Source organism: Azospirillum canadense (assembly GCF_025961225.1).
GTDB lineage: Bacteria > Pseudomonadota > Alphaproteobacteria > Azospirillales > Azospirillaceae > Azospirillum > Azospirillum canadense.
The window spans coordinates 467,347-482,947 of sequence record NZ_JAOQNG010000001.1 but is presented as its reverse complement, the minus strand read 5'-3'; the positions used below and the strand labels follow the sequence as shown (position 1 = coordinate 482,947).

The window sequence follows — 15,601 nt, the reverse complement described above, 5'->3', positions numbered from 1 at the left end:
AACTCCGCCCCCTTTCCCGCGAAGCGGGGGAAGGAGGGACCCACGCGCGAGCGCGGGAGGGAGGGGGAAAAGCCGACCCCTATCAGCCCTCGGCTTCGGCGGCGGCCTTGGCGGCGGCTTCGGCCTTCAGGCGCTCCTGCGCCTTCGCCTTCGGGGCGGACTGCTTCGGGGTCTCGCGGACCTCCGGCTTGGCGATCAGGCCGGCGTTCGCCAGGAACAGGGCGACGCGGTCCGTCGGCTGGCCGCCGACCGACAGCCAATGCTTGGCGCGCTCGGCGTCCAGCACAATGCGCTGCTCATGCTCACGCGGCAGCATCGGGTTGTAGGTGCCGATCTTCTCGATGAAGCGGCCGTCGCGCGGGCTGCGCGAATCGGCGACGACGATCGAGTAGAACGGACGCTTCTTGGCGCCACCGCGGGCGAGACGGATCTTCAGGGACATGGTACTGAACGCTTTCCTGGTTGGTCGTTAGAGATGATCGCGCGTCGCGCGGGGAAAGAACCGAAGGCCGCCTTACTGGGGCCCCCGGAAATTCTTTGGCAGAAGGCTTTGCAGCCCGTGGCGCATCAGGCCCTTCTGCCCGAGCTTCTGAACCTGCTTCATCATCCCGCGCATGGTGTCGAACTGCTTCAGCAGCTTGTTGACCTCCTGCACGCTGGTGCCGGAGCCGGCGGCGATGCGCTTGCGGCGCGACGCCTTGATGATGTCGGGGTTCTTGCGCTCTTTCTTCGTCATCGAGGAGATGATCGCCTCCTGGCGCTTGATCATCCCGTCGTCGATGTTGGCGTCCTTCAACTGGTTCTTGATCTTGCCGATGCCCGGCAGCATGCCCATCAGGCCGGACATGCCGCCCATCTTGCGCAGCTGCTTCAGCTGGGAGGCCATATCGTCGAGGTCGAAGCCCTGGCCCTTCTCCATCTTGCGGGCGAGCTTTTCGGCCTCTTCCTTGTCGATCGTCTCGACGGCCTTCTCGACCAGCGACACCACGTCGCCCATGCCGAGGATGCGGCCGGCGATGCGGTCGGGGTGGAAGGACTCCAGCGCGTCGATCTTCTCGCCCATGCCGAGCAGCTTGATCGGCTTGCCGGTGATCTGGCGCATCGACAGGGCCGCACCGCCGCGGGCGTCGCCGTCCACGCGGGTCAGCATGATGCCGGTGATGCCGACCTTGTCGTTGAAGTTGGTGGCAACCGTCACCGCGTCCTGGCCGGTCATGGCGTCGGCAACCAGCAGCGTCTCCGCCGGCTTGGTCGCGTCGCGCACCGCCGCGACCTCCGCCATCAGCTCCTCGTCGATGGCGAGGCGGCCGGCGGTGTCCAGCATGACCACATCGTAGCCTTCCAGGCGGCCCGTCTCGATGGCGCGCCTGGCGATGGTCACGGGGTCCTGGCCGGGGATGATCGGCAGGGTGGCGACGCCGGTCTGCTCGCCCAGAACCTTCAGCTGCTCCTGCGCCGCGGGGCGGCGCACGTCGAGCGAGGCCATCAGGACCTTCTTGCGGTCCCGGTTCTTCAGGCGCAGCGCGATCTTGGCGGTGCTGGTCGTCTTGCCCGAGCCCTGCAGGCCGACCATCAGGATCGGCACGGGGGCGGCGGCGTTGAGGTTGATGTCCTCGCCCTGGCCCAGCATCTCCACAAGATTGTCGTGGACGATCTTGATGACCTGCTGGCCGGGGGTGATGGAGCGCAGAACCTCCTGCCCGACGGCGCGTTCCTTGACCTGGCTGACGAACTGCTTGACCACGGGCAGAGCCACGTCGGCCTCAAGCAGCGCGATGCGAACCTCGCGCAGCGCGGCGTTGACGTCCTCCTCGTTCAGCGCGCCGCGGCGGCGCAGCTTGTCGAAGATGTCGCCCAGGCGTCCGGTCAGGCCTTCGAACATGGGTCAGCGGTCCTCAGTTTCGGTCCGCTTCCGCCAAGCGCAAACGAGCCAGTGCGCGATACTCGCGGACTGGCGGAGGTCCCCGGCGCATGGCCGGCGGTACCCGGTCGATCGGCTCGACGGAGGCAGGTCGGCGGACCATACGCATCGGACACCCGCGAGTCAACAGCGCCGGCCTGCAAAAGCGGCGGCGCCTAGCCGGAGGACCGAGCCGAGGCCTATGAACCGGAATTGTGGCATATTACGGCAGAATTTGACGAAATTCTTACCAGTTGTTAACCCTTTTTTCGCTGGTTGTGATCAAAATGGGGCGTTCCACTGAACCAGGGTCCCCGGGATGTCGTCCGCGCCAGGCAACGGATCGAACACGCCACGCACGAAGCTGACGCAGAACCAGCTGAACGCGATCCTGCACCGGCACCTGGCTTTCCGCAAAAGCCAAGCGGGCGGCGTGCGCGCCAACCTGAAGATGCGCGACCTGTCACACCTGGACCTGTCGAACATCGACCTGTCGGACGCCGACCTGTCAGGGGCGAAGTTGTTCAGCGCGCGGCTGACAGGGGCGAACCTGGTCAACGCCAACCTCTACGCCGCCGACCTGCGGCTGGCGAATTTGGAAAGGGCCGACCTGCGCCGCGCCGACCTGCGCGGCGCCTGCCTGCGCGGCGCGGTCCTGTCGGAAGCGACGCTGGTGGAGGTGGACCTGCGCGACGGCACGCTGCTGCACTACACCCCGTCCGGGGAGCTGACGGAGCACGCCTTCGAGGACTCGGTGCTGACGTCGGAGCTGACGGCCGCGGTGATCCGCGGCGCCGACCTGTCGCGCGCGAAGGTCGCCAACGCCTTCGTGATGCAGACCGACCTGACCGACGCGGTGCTGCGCGGCACCAAGTTCATGCGCGCGAACCTGACCGGCTCCAACCTGACCGGCTGCGACCTGACCGACGCCGACCTGACGGAGGCGAACCTGTCCGGCGCCAAGCTGTCGGGCGCGGTGTTGACCGGCTGCGCCATCGGGCGCGCCAACTTCACCAACACCAACCTGATCGGGGCGATCCTGGACGCGGCCCAGCTGCGCTCCCCCAACCTGTCGGCAGCCGTGCGGGCCAAGACGCTGGAGAACCCGGACGACGACCTGCGGGAGATCCTGGTGCTGCACACGGCCTGGATCGACAGCGGCGGCAAGGACGGCAAGCGCGCCGACCTGTCGTCGCTCGACCTGTCGGGGCGCAAGCTCGGCCCGGTCAACCTATCGGCGGCCATCCTCCAATGCATCGCGCTGCGCGGCGCCTCGCTGGCGGGGGCGTCGCTGGCGATCGCCGACCTTTCGCTGTCGGACCTGCGCAAGGCCGACTTCACCAAGGCCGATCTGCGCGGCGTGAATTTCGAGCGCGCGACCCTGACCGGCGCCAACCTGACCGACGCGCAGCTCGGCCCCGTGCACATCCAGACCACGAGCGGCCACGTCTGGCGCGCCAACCTCCAGCGCGCCCGCATGGGCATGGCGATCCTGAAGAACGCCGACCTGCGCAAGGCGAACCTCGCCGGCGCGACGCTGGCCGGCGCCGACCTGCGCGGCGCCAACCTCAGCGAGGCCGACCTGACCGGCACCGACCTGACGGGCGCCACGCTGGACGGGACGGTGCTGGACGGCGCCAACTTGGCCGACGCCATCGGCATCGAGGAAATGGGCCTCTCCTAACCGCGGCCCCCGTCAGCGCCGGTCCGCCCAGGCGCCGGAACGGTAGGCGGTGCGGACGTGGCGGATCAGCAGGTTGCGGGCGTCGATCAGCTGGGACATGCGTTCGCGGCAGGCAACCACGCCGGTGTCGGGGTGGTAGACGGGTGCCAGTTCGCGGAAGCGCTTCACCACGCGGTCCTCGTCAAAGCACCATTCGTTGACGAAGCCGAACAGCTGTGCGGCGTCGCGCACCTGCGTCATCGGCCCGTCGAGCGGCCGAAAGGACACGCGCTCCAGCGCGTGGGCGAGCGCCTTGTTGCGGTAGGTCAGCGTTTCCACCGCCGCTTCCAGAGTCCCGACGTCGGCGGCAGGAACCAGCCGCAGCCCGGGATCGGCCAGCGCCAGCGCCGCCGCCAGCCCCCGGCGGACCGCTGCGTCATCCAGGCCAGGAGCCAGCCGCAGGACCAGCACGGCGCGTTCGTCAGGCTCCTCCGGCACGCCCGGATCGGGCATCCGTTCCGGAGCCAGCAGGAGCGCGGCGGAGGCCAGCGCCGACACATCCACCCCGCGCGCCCGGGCAAGGGTCAGCACCGCCACGGCAAAGCCGGCCGGGCAGGACACGGCGTAGGCGATGACGGGCGAAACGGCGGGCGGCGAGGCGGATCGGGTTGCCGAGCCGGGAAACAGGTTCGCTTCAGAATGGACAAGCGCATCGGATCGCGAATCCAACGCCTCATAAGGAAGTCCATCCGGAGCGGTCATGGTCTGGCACCAACGAATAGTGCGTGCGCCGGGACTGTAACGCAATCGCTGGGACCCGCGCAACGCCGGACGGATGCGCGGGCGGGGTACTGAGGAACGTGTAGGCCGGCTTTGGATGGAGGCAATGGAGAGTCTTCACCACCAAGGCACCAAGAATCCTCGCACGCGTCACATCGTGGATTCTTGGTGCCTTGGTGTCTTGGTGTCTTGGTGTCTTGGTGGTGAAGACAGTCCTCAGCCGTCACCGAACCTGCGTCACCGCGGCATCACCGCGGGCTTGGCCGGCAGCTTTTCCAGGAGGTCGGCGATGTAGGCCTCGTCGCTTTTGCCGGACATGGCGGCGAAGCCCTTCAGCATCTGGCTGCCGAAGGTGAAGACGTTGGTGACGTCGATCTTCCAGGCGCCGCCCTCGCGGACGAAGTCGGCGGGGACCAGCGCCGGGCGGTTGTCCACCAGCAGGAGCGCCGACGCCCGGTCGCCCTTCACGCGGACCGGGCCGAGGCCGCTGCTGCCGATCACGTTGGGGCCCAGCCAACCGTGCTGGATGCCGTGGTCGGCCAGTTCGCTCAGCGACATCCGGCGCAGGTCGGACGGGCTGACGTAGCGGCGCAGCCCCATCGCGGCGAACTTCTCCGCCGGCTCCAGGTTGGTCAGGCCGGAGTCGCCACCGCTGCGGGCGGCGGTGCGCACCGCCTCCAGCTTGGCGACCGAGGCGCGGGACAGCATGGGCACCACCGCGGCCCCGCGCTTCTGGGCGAGCGCGGTGCGGGCGCTTTCGAAGACGGCCGCGACCTCCCGTTCCTCGGGCGAGGCGGGCGGCGGGGCGGCAAGGACGGGGGCGGGAGAAACGGCCGCGATGGTGGGAACGGCGGCCGCGAGGAACAGGACGAAGGCCGGGATGCGCATGGACGGATCCGTGTGGTGACGCGGCGTCACTGTTTGTCTTCGAGCCCGAAGAAGGCGAGCTGCCAGCGCATCTCGTCGTCGGACATCGGATAGTGGACGCCGTCCCGAGCCATAAGCGCCGTTTTTGGCGGAATCTGGGCAAGCCGCAGCTGGACCTGCCGGGCGAAGCGCATGGAGAGGCCGGCGCGCCACACCAGCGCGGTCACCGCGCGCGAGGCGTGGGTGCCGATGATGCGGTCGACGATGGGCAGCGGGATCTGCCCCAACTCCCCCAGGCCGGCCATGACAAAGGCGCGGTCGCCCTCCGCCAGCGCCCCTTCCAGCAGCTTTTCGGTCAGCTTGCCTTCCTTGGCGAGCCGCGCCGCCTTGTCGGCCGGGCGTTCGGCCGGCTTCTCGCCGTTCTTGTCGCCCTTGTGGCCCAACTCCTCCTCGCCGAAATCGACGAGGCCGCGCGGCTGCGCCGCGCCCGCGCCGGCGGCCGGAGCCCCGCCGCGGTTCAGCCGCGCCCGCACCGCCTCCGCCAGCGCGCGCGCCGCCGCCGGGTCGAGGTCGGTGCGCTCCTGCAGCACCTTCAGCAGGTTGTCGGCGACGAAGCTGGCCAGCCGGGCCACCGCGCGGGCGGGCAGCTTCGGCCGGCGGACCAGCGGGGCGTGCCAGGGCTCGTGCTGCGGCGCCTGGTCCAGGATGCGGTCGAGCGTCTCCTCGCGGATTTGGGCCGAGGGGTTGGCGAGCAGCGCCGTGACCGCCGCCTCGTCGTCGGACCGCGCGATGGCGTCGGCGACGGAGGCCGAGACGCTCTTGCGGCCGGCGATGGCCGACAGGGCGCCGGCCACTGGTCCCGCCATGATGATGTCGGCCAGATCCTCGTCGGTGAGGATCGGCGAATGCTGGAGCACCGGCGCGCAGACCGACAGCTCCACGTCGCGGGCCAGCCGGTTGATGACGCTGTGCGGCGCGCCAGGCAGCTCCTTCAGCGCCTCCGCCAGGATGCCGCGCACCTCCGTCGCCTGGTCGCGGGCCAGCGCCTCCAGGCAGTCGAGCGTCAGCCGCTCCACCTGCAGGGCCTGGTCGGCGTTCAGGTCGGGCAGCAGCCCGGCGACCTTCTGCGCCACGGCGCCGCGCACCACCACCTCGCGGTCCTTCGCGAGCATAAGGTCGGCCTGCCGGGGCGTGCCGGCGTTGGTGGCGATCGCCTGGCGCACCTCCGCCGCCGCGTCGGCGGCCAGGAAGTAGAGAAGCTCCGGCCGGGTCAGCGGCGACGCGGCCACGTGCCGGCGCACCGCCGGGTCCGCGCTGCGCGCCATCGCCTTGGCGGCTTCGTAATCGCTGGGGTCGAGCAGGGACGGGTCGAGTGGCTTTGGATTGAGCATGTCGGCACGTCGGTTCACTGGCTCGCCTCCGGAGGAGAGGCCGGGTTGAGGGAATGTGCGGAAACCGGATCTGGTGCGAAGGCGTAATGGCCCTTACCGCGCTTCTTGGCGTCGTACATCGCCGAGTCCGCGCGATCGGTCAATTCCTGCACCGTCTCCCGGCCCGGCCGGTGCACGGCGATGCCGATGGACAGGCCCAGCGGCTTCTCGGGGCTGGCCGACAGGTGGCGAAGCGCGGCCATGCCGTTCAGCAGGCGCTGGGCCACGGCCTTGGCGTCCGCCTCGTCGGTGCGGCCGACCCACAGCACGAACTCGTCCCCGCCCAGCCGGCCGGGCAGGTCGCCGGGCCGCACGCCGGTGGTCAGCAGGGTGCCGATCGCCTTCAGCACGGCGTCGCCCTGCTGGTGCCCGTGCAGGTCGTTGACCGCCTTGAAATTGTCGAGGTCGACGTAGAGCAGCGCCGACGCCCCGGTTTCCGGCCGGCTCAGCGCCTCCTCCAGCCGCTCGAAGAAGGTGCGGCGGTTGAACAGGCCGGTCAGCCCGTCGCGCTCCGACAGGCGGCGCAGCCGCTCCTGGTAGGCGAAATGGGCGTGCGCGATGCCGATGTGGTCGGCGACGCCGGACATCAGCTGCCGGTCGTCCTCGTCCCAGGGGTCGGAGTCGTCACCGCGCCAGACCACCACGGCCCCGTTCACCGCCTGCCGGTGCTCGGTCCGCGCCACCAGCAGACGGTCACCGCCGAGCGCCGTCACCACGACCTCGTCCACCGCGGCGACCTGGTCCAGGATCGGCTGGAAGCTCTCCGGCTCGAACGCCGCCGGGATTTCCGCGGCGAAGTCGGCCGCCGGGAAGAGCGCGCCCGACTCGGACGCGCGGTAGATGCGGCAGCCGTCGGCGCCGAGGGCACGCGCCGTCTCCGCCGCCGCGACGTGCAACGCCTTGGCGGCGTCGATCTGGTCGCGCAGCGTGTGGACGATGTGGGCCAGCAGCTTCTCGCGGTTGCGCACGCGCGCCAGCTCCGCCCCGCGCAGCACCTGGTCGGTGACGTCGCGGCAGACGCCCCGCGCGCCCGTCCACACGCCCCCCGCGCCATAAAGCGGCAGGGCGGAGGCCACGACGCAGGCCGGCATGCCGTCGGCGCGCTTCAGCCACAGCTCCGTCTGGTCGACCGGGCGGCGGCTGTCGAACGGCAGCGGCAGGTCGCCCCACTCCTCGATCGCCAGATCGCGGGGGTTGCGACCGATCAGCGCATCGGCGCCGTAGCCCAGCGCCCCCTTGGGCGTGACGAACACGAATCGGCCGTCCGCGCCGGTTTCCCAGGCGAAATCGCTCGAAGCCTCCACCAGATCCTTGTACCGCTCCCGCGACTCGGTGAGGGTATGGCGCAGCTGCCGCTCCAGCGTCGCATCCCGTCCCATCAGCAGGACGGACCCGTCGGCCAGCGGCACCGCGGCCCATTCGACGATCATCAGGCCGCGCGGCACCTCGACCGGGACGGACCGTAGGCCCGGGGCCACGCTGGTCCCCGCCAGCCAGGACAGTACGTCGGCCATCCACAGGGGATCGCCGGCAAGAAGCTCCTCCGCCGCGGCGTTGGCCTCCGCCACGGCGCGATCGGCGCCCAACAGCATCGCCGGCCCCGGATAGGCGGCCACAAGCGCCGGCAGGGCGGCGGATTCGGCGGTCGATGGCAGGATCACGGTATACTCGACGGGCACGGATGAAACCTATGGCTGCGTCCCATACAGCATATCCGAAAAATGCTACCTTTTCCCGCTCCAATCTTCAATCGCACTGACCATGCGCACGGGCCGGCGACGGTCCCCCCGGGGCGATCCGGCTTGCGGGCCGGGGCGCCACGCCCCATTCTCACCCCATGACCGCTTCCCTCCGCGACACCGGGGTCTGGATCTTCGACCTCGACAACACCCTGTATCCCGCCTCGTGCAACCTGTTCGCCCAGGTCGACCGGCGCATCGGGGACTTCATCGCCGACCATTTCGGCATTTCCTACGACGAGGCGCGCGTGATGCAGAAGCGGTTCTTCCGCGAGCACGGCACGACCTTGCGTGGGCTGATGGTCGAGCACGACGTCGACCCGGTGCCGTTCCTGGACTATGTCCACGACATCGACGTGACGCCGGTGGCCCCCTCCCCCACGCTGGCCGGCGCGCTGGACCGGCTGCCGGGGCGCAAGATCATCTACACCAACGGCTCCGTCCGGCACGCCGAGAACGTGACGAAGCGCCTGGGCATCGACGGCCGTTTCGAGGCCATCTTCGGCATCGTCGAGGCCGACTACGTGCCCAAACCCGACCCGCGCCCCTACGAGACCCTGGTCGCCCATTACACAGTCGACCCGAAAACCGCCTGCATGGTCGAGGACATCGCCCGCAACCTCGTCCCCGCCCACGCCATGGGCATGACGACGGTCTGGGTGCGCAGCGAGGCTGACTGGGCCCGCCCGGATAAGGGGGGAGTCGGCACCGGCAGCCACATCGACCACACCGTGGACGACCTCGTGGCGTGGCTGGACGAGGTCGCAGGGTAGGCGGCGGGGCACAAGGGCGACAGGGAAACCACAGAGACACGGAGGCACAGAGGCCGATCCGGGACGTGCCAGCCTCCGTGTCTCTGTGGTGAAAAGCCCCCCTTCTGTTGACAAGGCGGCGGGCGGCGGCCCATGTTCCGAACCCTCGGACACCATGCCCAGACGAATGCCGCCATGAGCCACGCCAGCCTCGAATCCGCCATCAACGACGCGTGGGAAATCCGCGCCTCCCTGAACGCCGACACCAAGGGTCCCGCCCGCAGCGCCGTCGACGAGGCCCTTGCCGGGCTCGACTCCGGCGACCTGCGCGTGGCGCAGAAGACGGGTTCGGACTGGACCGTGAACCAGTGGCTGAAGAAGGCGGTCCTGCTGTCCTTCCGCCTGAACCCGAACGAGGCGATCCCCGGCGGCCCCGGCGGCTCCACCTGGTACGACAAGGTCGCGCCGAAGTTCGAGGGCTGGTCGGAAGGCCAGTTCCAGGCCGCCGGCTTCCGCGCCGTGCCGGGCGCCATCGTCCGCCGCTCCGCCTACGTCGCGCCGAACGTCATCCTGATGCCCAGCTTCGTCAACGTCGGCGCCTACGTCGACAGCGGCACCATGGTGGACACCTGGGTCACCGTCGGGTCCTGCGCCCAGATCGGCCGGAACGTCCACCTGTCGGGCGGCGTCGGCATCGGCGGCGTGCTGGAGCCGCTGCAGGCCAACCCGGTCATCATCGAGGACGACTGCTTCGTCGGCGCCCGGTCGGAGGTGGTCGAGGGCGTGATCGTGGAGCGCGGCGCCGTGCTGTCCATGGGCGTCTTCATCAGCGCCTCCACCAAGATCATCGACCGCAACACGGGCGAGGTCTTCGTCGGCCGCGTCCCGGCCTATTCGGTGGTCGTGCCCGGCACGCTGCCCGGCAAGCCGCTGCCGGACGGCACCCCCGGCCCGGGCCTGTACTGCGCCGTGATCGTCAAGCGCGTGGACGAGCAGACCCGCGCCAAGACCTCGATCAACGACCTGCTGCGCGACTGACACCGAGGGCCTTCCATGACCACCGACGCCGCGGCCCCCGCCTTCGACCCCTGCGATCCCGTCGCGGTCGCGCAGGCCCTGATCCGCTGCCCCAGCGTGACGCCGGAGGATTCCGGCGCGCTGGGCGTGCTGGAAGCGGCGTTGAAGCCGCTGGGCTTCGCCTGCCACCGCCTGCGGTTCGAACAGGAGGGCACGGCGCCGGTGGAAAACCTCTACGCCCGGCTGGGCACGGAGGGGCCGAACTTCTGCTTCGCCGGGCACACCGACGTGGTGCCGCCCGGCGAGCGGAAGGGGTGGTCTATCGATCCCTTCTCCGGAGAGATCCACAACGGCCGGCTCTATGGGCGCGGTGCGGTGGACATGAAGGGGGCAATCGCCGCCTTCGTCGCCGCGTCGGCCCGCCGGCTGCGGGACCACGGCGCGCCGAAGGGCTCCATCAGCCTCCTCATCACCGGAGACGAGGAAGGGGTTGCCATCAACGGCACGAAGAAGGTGCTGGGCTGGCTGAAGGAGAAGGGGGAGAAGCTCGACGCTTGCGTGGTGGGTGAGCCGACCAACCCCAAGGCGCTCGGCGACATGATCAAGATCGGCCGGCGCGGCAGCATGACCGCCTTCCTGACCGTCTTCGGGGCGCAGGGGCACGTTGCCTACCCGCATCTGGCCGACAACCCCCTGCCGCGGCTGGCCCGCATGCTGGCCGCCATCACGGCGGAGCCGCTGGACGGGGGCACGGCGCATTTCCAGCCGTCCAACCTGGAGCTGACCACCATCGACGTGGGCAACCCGGCGCACAACGTCATCCCGGCGCAGGGCAAGGCCACGCTGAACATCCGCTTCAACGACAGCCACACGCCGGGCACGCTGCTGGCTTGGCTGCGCGAACGCTTCGACGCCGTCGGCGGCGCCTATGAGCTGGAGCATTTCGTGTCCGGCGACAGCTTCCTGACGCCGCCGGGCCCGCTGACCGAGCTGGTGGCCGAGGCGGCGCAGGCCGTCACCGGCCGCCGGCCGGAATACTCGACGACCGGCGGCACGTCGGATGCCCGCTTCATCAAGGATTTCTGCCCGGTGGTTGAGTTCGGCCTGGTCGGACAGACCATGCACAAGGTGGACGAGAACACGACGCTGGACGACCTGACGCGCCTGACCGACATCTATGGTGCGGTCCTCGGCGGCGTGTTCGACCGGATCGGTTGAGACGATTGGCCAAAACGATTGGCCCAAACGATTGTTCACGGCTGGCCACAGCGACCCTGCCCGCCACCCTTCGGTGAACCCACCATGCCCCTGCCCCCATGCCGCTGAACGCCCGGGACGTCGCCCACTCCGTCTTCGGAGCCTACCGTCTGGCGCGTTTCGACCCGACCGGGCTTCAGTACCTGGACCGGACGCCGCAGGGGGCTTGGCAGTCCTTCTACGCCGCCGTCATCGTGCTGCCGGCCTGGGCGCTGCTGCTGGCCATCCGCCTGTGGGACCAGGTGCAGGACACGTCCCTGTTCCAGGTCGTCACGGTGGAGGCCATCGCCTACGTGATCAGCTGGACCGCTTTTCCGGTGCTGATGCACAGCGTCGCCCGCATGCTCGACCGGTCGTCGCGCTATGTGGACTTCGTCTGCGCCTACAACTGGTCGTCGGTCGTGCAGATGGCGGTCTACCTGCCGGTCGTGGTGCTGGCGGCCACCGGCCTGCTGCCGCCGGCCCTGTCGGAATCGCTGGTCTTCGCCGTGATGCTGGCGATGCTGACCTACCAATGGTTCGTCATGCGCACCGCGCTGGACGTCACCGGCGTGACGGCCGCCGCGCTGGTCCTGGTCGATCTGTTCCTGTCCGCGCTGATCACCGACTTCGCCGATGGTCTCCTGTGAGTCTTTGCCGAGAGCCGGGCAAGGAAACGCCCGGCGCGGAGCGGGCCCTCGGAGTCCCGGCAAGCATTCCGGTCGGCGTTCATTAGTATACTGCTTTTCTGGATCGAATCCTGTCCTGTTTATGTGTCATTTTCTTCATCTATGTGTCAAAAATGAAATGGTGAACATAGGCCCAGTTGAGTATTGATGCTTTGCCGGTTTTGCGCTTACGATCAGCATATGCGCGTATGCATTGGTGCAAGACATGCCAAGCGCGGGTGAGTCCACCCCCGGACGTCGGCAGCTCTATCTTCTGATCACGGCGGCGCTTCTGCCCGCCGCCCTGTGCGCCGTCCTGCTGGTCATCCTGTCGGTCGGCGATGCGCGCCGGCAGGTCGAGGACGAGTTGCAGCGCGCCGCCGACACGCTCGCCCTGTCCCTCGACCAGATGGTGGCCGAGGAGGTGGCGGCGCTCAACGTGCTGGCCGCCGCACCATCCCTGGACAGCGGCGACATGACCACCTTCCGCAGACTGGCGACGCAGGTGGTGGAGCAGCGCGGAACCTGGGGCAACGTCGTGGTCGCCGACCGCGACCGGCAACTGCTCAACACCCGCCTGCTCGCCGACGCCCCCTTGCCGCCGCTGCTCGACCCGGACGCCGTGGGGCGCATCTTCGACACGGGGCATTTCCTGCTGAAGAACGTGGAGCGCGTGCCCGAGCGTTCCACCCACCCCTTCGTCAGCCTGGCCGTTCCCGTCGTCCGGGCGGACACGGTGCGCTACGTGCTGCTGGCCAAGATTCCGGCCATGGCCTTCCGCGCGCGGCTGCAGGGCAAGCTGGCCGGCCATGGCCAGGCCGCGGTGATCGACCGGGGCGGCCGGGTGGTCGCGCTCTCCAACCTGGCGGATCCGGCGGACCCGCGGATCGCCGCGCCGCCACCCCAGCCCTTCGCCGAGGCGACGCCGGGAAGCATCGCCACGGTGGCGCTGCCTGACGGCCGGGACGCGCTGACGGCCGCGGCCGTGGCCCCGGAAAGCGGCTGGCGCATCGCCCTGGTCCAGCCGGCCGCCGCGTTCGGCTCCCCCCTGATCGGGCCCCTGGCTGGATGGGGGCCGTTCAGCGCCTCGCCGCTGCTGGTCGGCCTGATCCTCTTCGCCATGGCGCTGGCCGGAGCGACGGCGGTCATCCAGGCGCGGCTGTTCCGTTCCGTCACGGCGCTCAACCGCCAGCGCGTGGCGAACCGCTACGTCGCGGACGTCGCCCGTCACGTTCCCGGGCTGATCCATCGGCACGCGCTGCTGCCGAACGGCGCCATACGGGCGACGGCCGCCGCCGGCACCTTGGCCCCGGCGAGCGACCTGTGGAGCGGCCCCTCCCTGGCCGTCAGCCCGCGGACGGCGGAAGCGCTGCGGGAATCCGCGGCGACCATGGCGCCCCTCTGCCTCGACGAGGAATACGACGCCGCCGGCGGAACGCGCTGGCGCCGCATCACCGCCGTGCCGCGCCGGGTGCCGGGCGGGGCGGTGCTGTGGGACGGCGTCACCGTGGACGTCACCGACCTTTGCCGGTCGGAGGCAAGCCTGCGCGAGAGCGAGACCCTGCTGCGCCTGGCGCAGGAAGCGGCGGGCATGGGCAGCTGGGACTGGGATCTGTCCACCGGCCGGGTGCAATGGTCGGACGGCCTGCACCGCATCCTGGGGCTGGAGCCGGGGGCGGACGCGCTGGACATCGCCACCTTCGCCGAGCGTTTCGTGCACGCCGAGGACCGGCAACTGGTGCTGGCCTCCGCGCAGCGGGCGGCCGTGCGGCGCGAGACCCTGCGGATGGAATACCGGATCCTGCGCAAGGACGGCGCCGTGCGCTGGCTGGAATGCACGGGCACCAGCACCGCCGGCGCCGACGGGCGGCCGTCGCGTCTGCTCGGCATCGTCCGCGACGTGACGGAGCGCAAGGCGACCGACGAGGCGCTGCACGCCGCCAACCTCGCCCTGGCGCGGGAGGTCGATGACCACCGCCGCACCGAGGCCATGCTCCAGTCGCTCTACAACACCGCCCCCGCGGGCATGTGCGTGGTCGACGCGCAGTTGCGCTACCTGCACATCAACGACCGGCTGGCCTCCTTCAACGGCATTCCGGCCGCCGCGCACATCGGGCGGACCTTCCACGACATCCTGCCGCCCGCGCTGGTCGAGGCCATCGAGCCGCTGTACCGCCGGGTGCTGACGACCGGGGAGCCCCTGTACGACGGCGTCGCCGGCGGGCCGTCGCCCTGCGCACCCTGCGACGAGCACCATTACCTGTTCAACCTGTACCCGCTGCGCCTTCCCGACGGCACCGTCCACGCCGTCAACGCGGTCGTCCAGGACGTGACGGACCGCCGCGCCATGGAGGAGACGCTGCGCGCCGCGCTGGAGGACGCGCAGGCCGCCAACGCCGCCAAGGCCCGCTTCTTCGCCGCGGCCAGCCACGACCTGCGCCAGCCCGTGCAGACCCTGTTCCTGTTCGTCCACGCGCTGGGCGAGCGGCTGCGCGACCACCCGGCCCAGGCGCTGGTCGCCACCATGCAGCAGGCGCTGGAGGGGCTGAAGGCGCTGATCGACACGCTGCTGGACATCTCGCGGCTCGATTCCGGCACGCTGGCGGCGGACCCCGCGGACTTCCCCGCGGTCACGCTGATGCAGCGCCTGTCCGCCGACTACGCCCCCCGCATGGCCGCCAAGGGACTGGAGTTCCGCATGGTCGGCAGCCCGGTGTGGATCCGCAGCGACTCCGTGCTGCTCGGCCGCATCCTCGGCAACCTGCTGGACAACGCGCTGAAATACACCGGGCAGGGCGGCATCCTGCTGACCTGCCGCCGCCGCGGCGACACGGCGCGCATCGAGGTGTGGGACACCGGGGCCGGCATCGCGCCGGAGGACCAGGCCGCCATCTTCGACGAGTTCGTCCAGGTCGGCCCGAACCGGCGCGACCGCAGCCAGGGGCTGGGTCTCGGCCTGTCCATCGTGCGGCGGCTCGCCACGCTGCTGGGGCACGAGTTGTCCATGCGCTCCGTCCCCGGGCGGGGGTCGGTCTTCGCGGTCACGGTGCCGCTGGCGGCGGAGATCGGCGACAACGCCCACCCGCCGCCCCTGCTGGTCGCCGCCGAGAAGGACGGGCCGCCGCTGGCCGTGATCCTGGACGACGACGCCACCATACTTACGGCGCTGACCATGCTGCTGGAGGAGTGGGGCTTCGAGACGGTCGGCGCCGCCGCCGTGGACGACGCGCTGGCCCAGATCGCCCAGCGCCGCCGCCGGCCGGACGTGATCATCGCCGACTACCACCTGCCGGACGACCGGACCGGCACCGACGCGATCCGCCGAATCCGCGCCTATTGCAACGCGCCGGTCCCGTCCATCGTGCTGACCGGCGACACCGGCCCGGAACGCGCCCTAGAGGTCGGCCGCATCGGCTCGCACCTGCTGCAGAAGCCAGTGATGCCGGACATGCTCCAGGACATGATCCACCGCCTGTCGGGCGTGCCGCGGCGGTGAGTGTCGCGCGAGGAGGGGGATTCACCACGGAGGCACAGAGACACAGAGAATAT

The 15,601-nt window shown here is 70.1% G+C and carries 12 protein-coding genes; 6 read left to right on the top strand and 6 right to left on the bottom strand.

The annotated features are described in order from the left end of the window. Nucleotides 1–82: 82 nt before the first annotated feature. Together rpsP and ffh are read right to left on the bottom strand one after the other, a co-directional pair. Nucleotides 83–442, bottom strand: coding sequence for a 30S ribosomal protein S16 (gene rpsP / locus M2351_RS02280; protein WP_264654540.1), 360 nt, complete (start codon nucleotides 440–442; stop codon nucleotides 83–85). 72 nt (nucleotides 443–514) lie between these two features. Continuing rightward, nucleotides 515–1,882, bottom strand: a complete 1,368-nt coding sequence (ffh, locus tag M2351_RS02275) for a signal recognition particle protein (protein ID WP_264654539.1) — start codon at nucleotides 1,880–1,882, stop codon at nucleotides 515–517. A gap of 337 nt (nucleotides 1,883–2,219) precedes the next feature. On the opposite strand from ffh, the gene M2351_RS02270 reads away from it, so the two are divergent. After that, a complete protein-coding gene (locus M2351_RS02270; protein ID WP_264654538.1) occupies nucleotides 2,220–3,584 on the top strand; it encodes a pentapeptide repeat-containing protein in 1,365 nt (454 codons plus the stop codon). Between the two features lie 12 nt (nucleotides 3,585–3,596). Here the strand turns inward: M2351_RS02270 and M2351_RS02265 are convergent, their stop codons facing one another. From M2351_RS02265 to M2351_RS02250, 4 genes are all read right to left on the bottom strand, one after another. Further along, complete coding sequence (locus M2351_RS02265) at nucleotides 3,597–4,325, bottom strand: hypothetical protein (protein ID WP_264654537.1); 729 nt, start codon at nucleotides 4,323–4,325, stop codon at nucleotides 3,597–3,599. Between the two features lie 255 nt (nucleotides 4,326–4,580). Further along, entirely contained in the window at nucleotides 4,581–5,231 is a 651-nt protein-coding gene (locus M2351_RS02260; protein ID WP_264654536.1) for a hypothetical protein, read from the bottom strand. Nucleotides 5,232–5,257: 26 nt separating this feature from the next. After that, on the bottom strand, nucleotides 5,258–6,619 hold the full coding sequence (locus M2351_RS02255; RefSeq protein WP_264654535.1) for a DUF2336 domain-containing protein: 1,362 nt from the start codon (nucleotides 6,617–6,619) through the stop codon (nucleotides 5,258–5,260). Further along, nucleotides 6,616–8,319 (bottom strand): sensor domain-containing diguanylate cyclase, encoded by a 1,704-nt coding sequence (locus tag M2351_RS02250; RefSeq protein WP_264654534.1) that lies wholly within the window; start codon nucleotides 8,317–8,319, stop codon nucleotides 6,616–6,618. The genes M2351_RS02255 and M2351_RS02250 overlap by 4 nt, the downstream gene beginning before the upstream one ends. A 158-nt stretch (nucleotides 8,320–8,477) precedes the next feature. On the opposite strand from M2351_RS02250, the gene M2351_RS02245 reads away from it, so the two are divergent. The 5 genes from M2351_RS02245 (at nucleotide 8,478) to M2351_RS02225 (ending at nucleotide 15,548) form a co-directional block, all read left to right on the top strand. Then, nucleotides 8,478–9,152 (top strand): pyrimidine 5'-nucleotidase, encoded by a 675-nt coding sequence (locus M2351_RS02245; protein ID WP_264654533.1) that lies wholly within the window; start codon nucleotides 8,478–8,480, stop codon nucleotides 9,150–9,152. Nucleotides 9,153–9,326: 174 nt separating this feature from the next. Continuing rightward, on the top strand, nucleotides 9,327–10,169 hold the full coding sequence (dapD, locus tag M2351_RS02240) for a 2,3,4,5-tetrahydropyridine-2,6-dicarboxylate N-succinyltransferase (protein ID WP_264654532.1): 843 nt from the start codon (nucleotides 9,327–9,329) through the stop codon (nucleotides 10,167–10,169). Nucleotides 10,170–10,184: 15 nt separating this feature from the next. Then, nucleotides 10,185–11,366 carry a succinyl-diaminopimelate desuccinylase gene (gene dapE / locus M2351_RS02235; RefSeq protein WP_264654531.1) on the top strand — a complete coding sequence of 394 codons (1,182 nt, stop codon included), beginning with the start codon at nucleotides 10,185–10,187 and terminating at the stop codon, nucleotides 11,364–11,366. Nucleotides 11,367–11,464: 98 nt separating this feature from the next. Beyond that, nucleotides 11,465–12,034, top strand: a complete 570-nt coding sequence (locus M2351_RS02230; protein ID WP_264654530.1) for a hypothetical protein — start codon at nucleotides 11,465–11,467, stop codon at nucleotides 12,032–12,034. A 244-nt stretch (nucleotides 12,035–12,278) separates the two neighbouring features. Further along, nucleotides 12,279–15,548: a hybrid sensor histidine kinase/response regulator gene (locus M2351_RS02225; RefSeq protein WP_264654529.1), complete on the top strand. Its 3,270-nt coding sequence runs from the start codon at nucleotides 12,279–12,281 to the stop codon at nucleotides 15,546–15,548. Nucleotides 15,549–15,601: the final 53 nt, after the last annotated feature.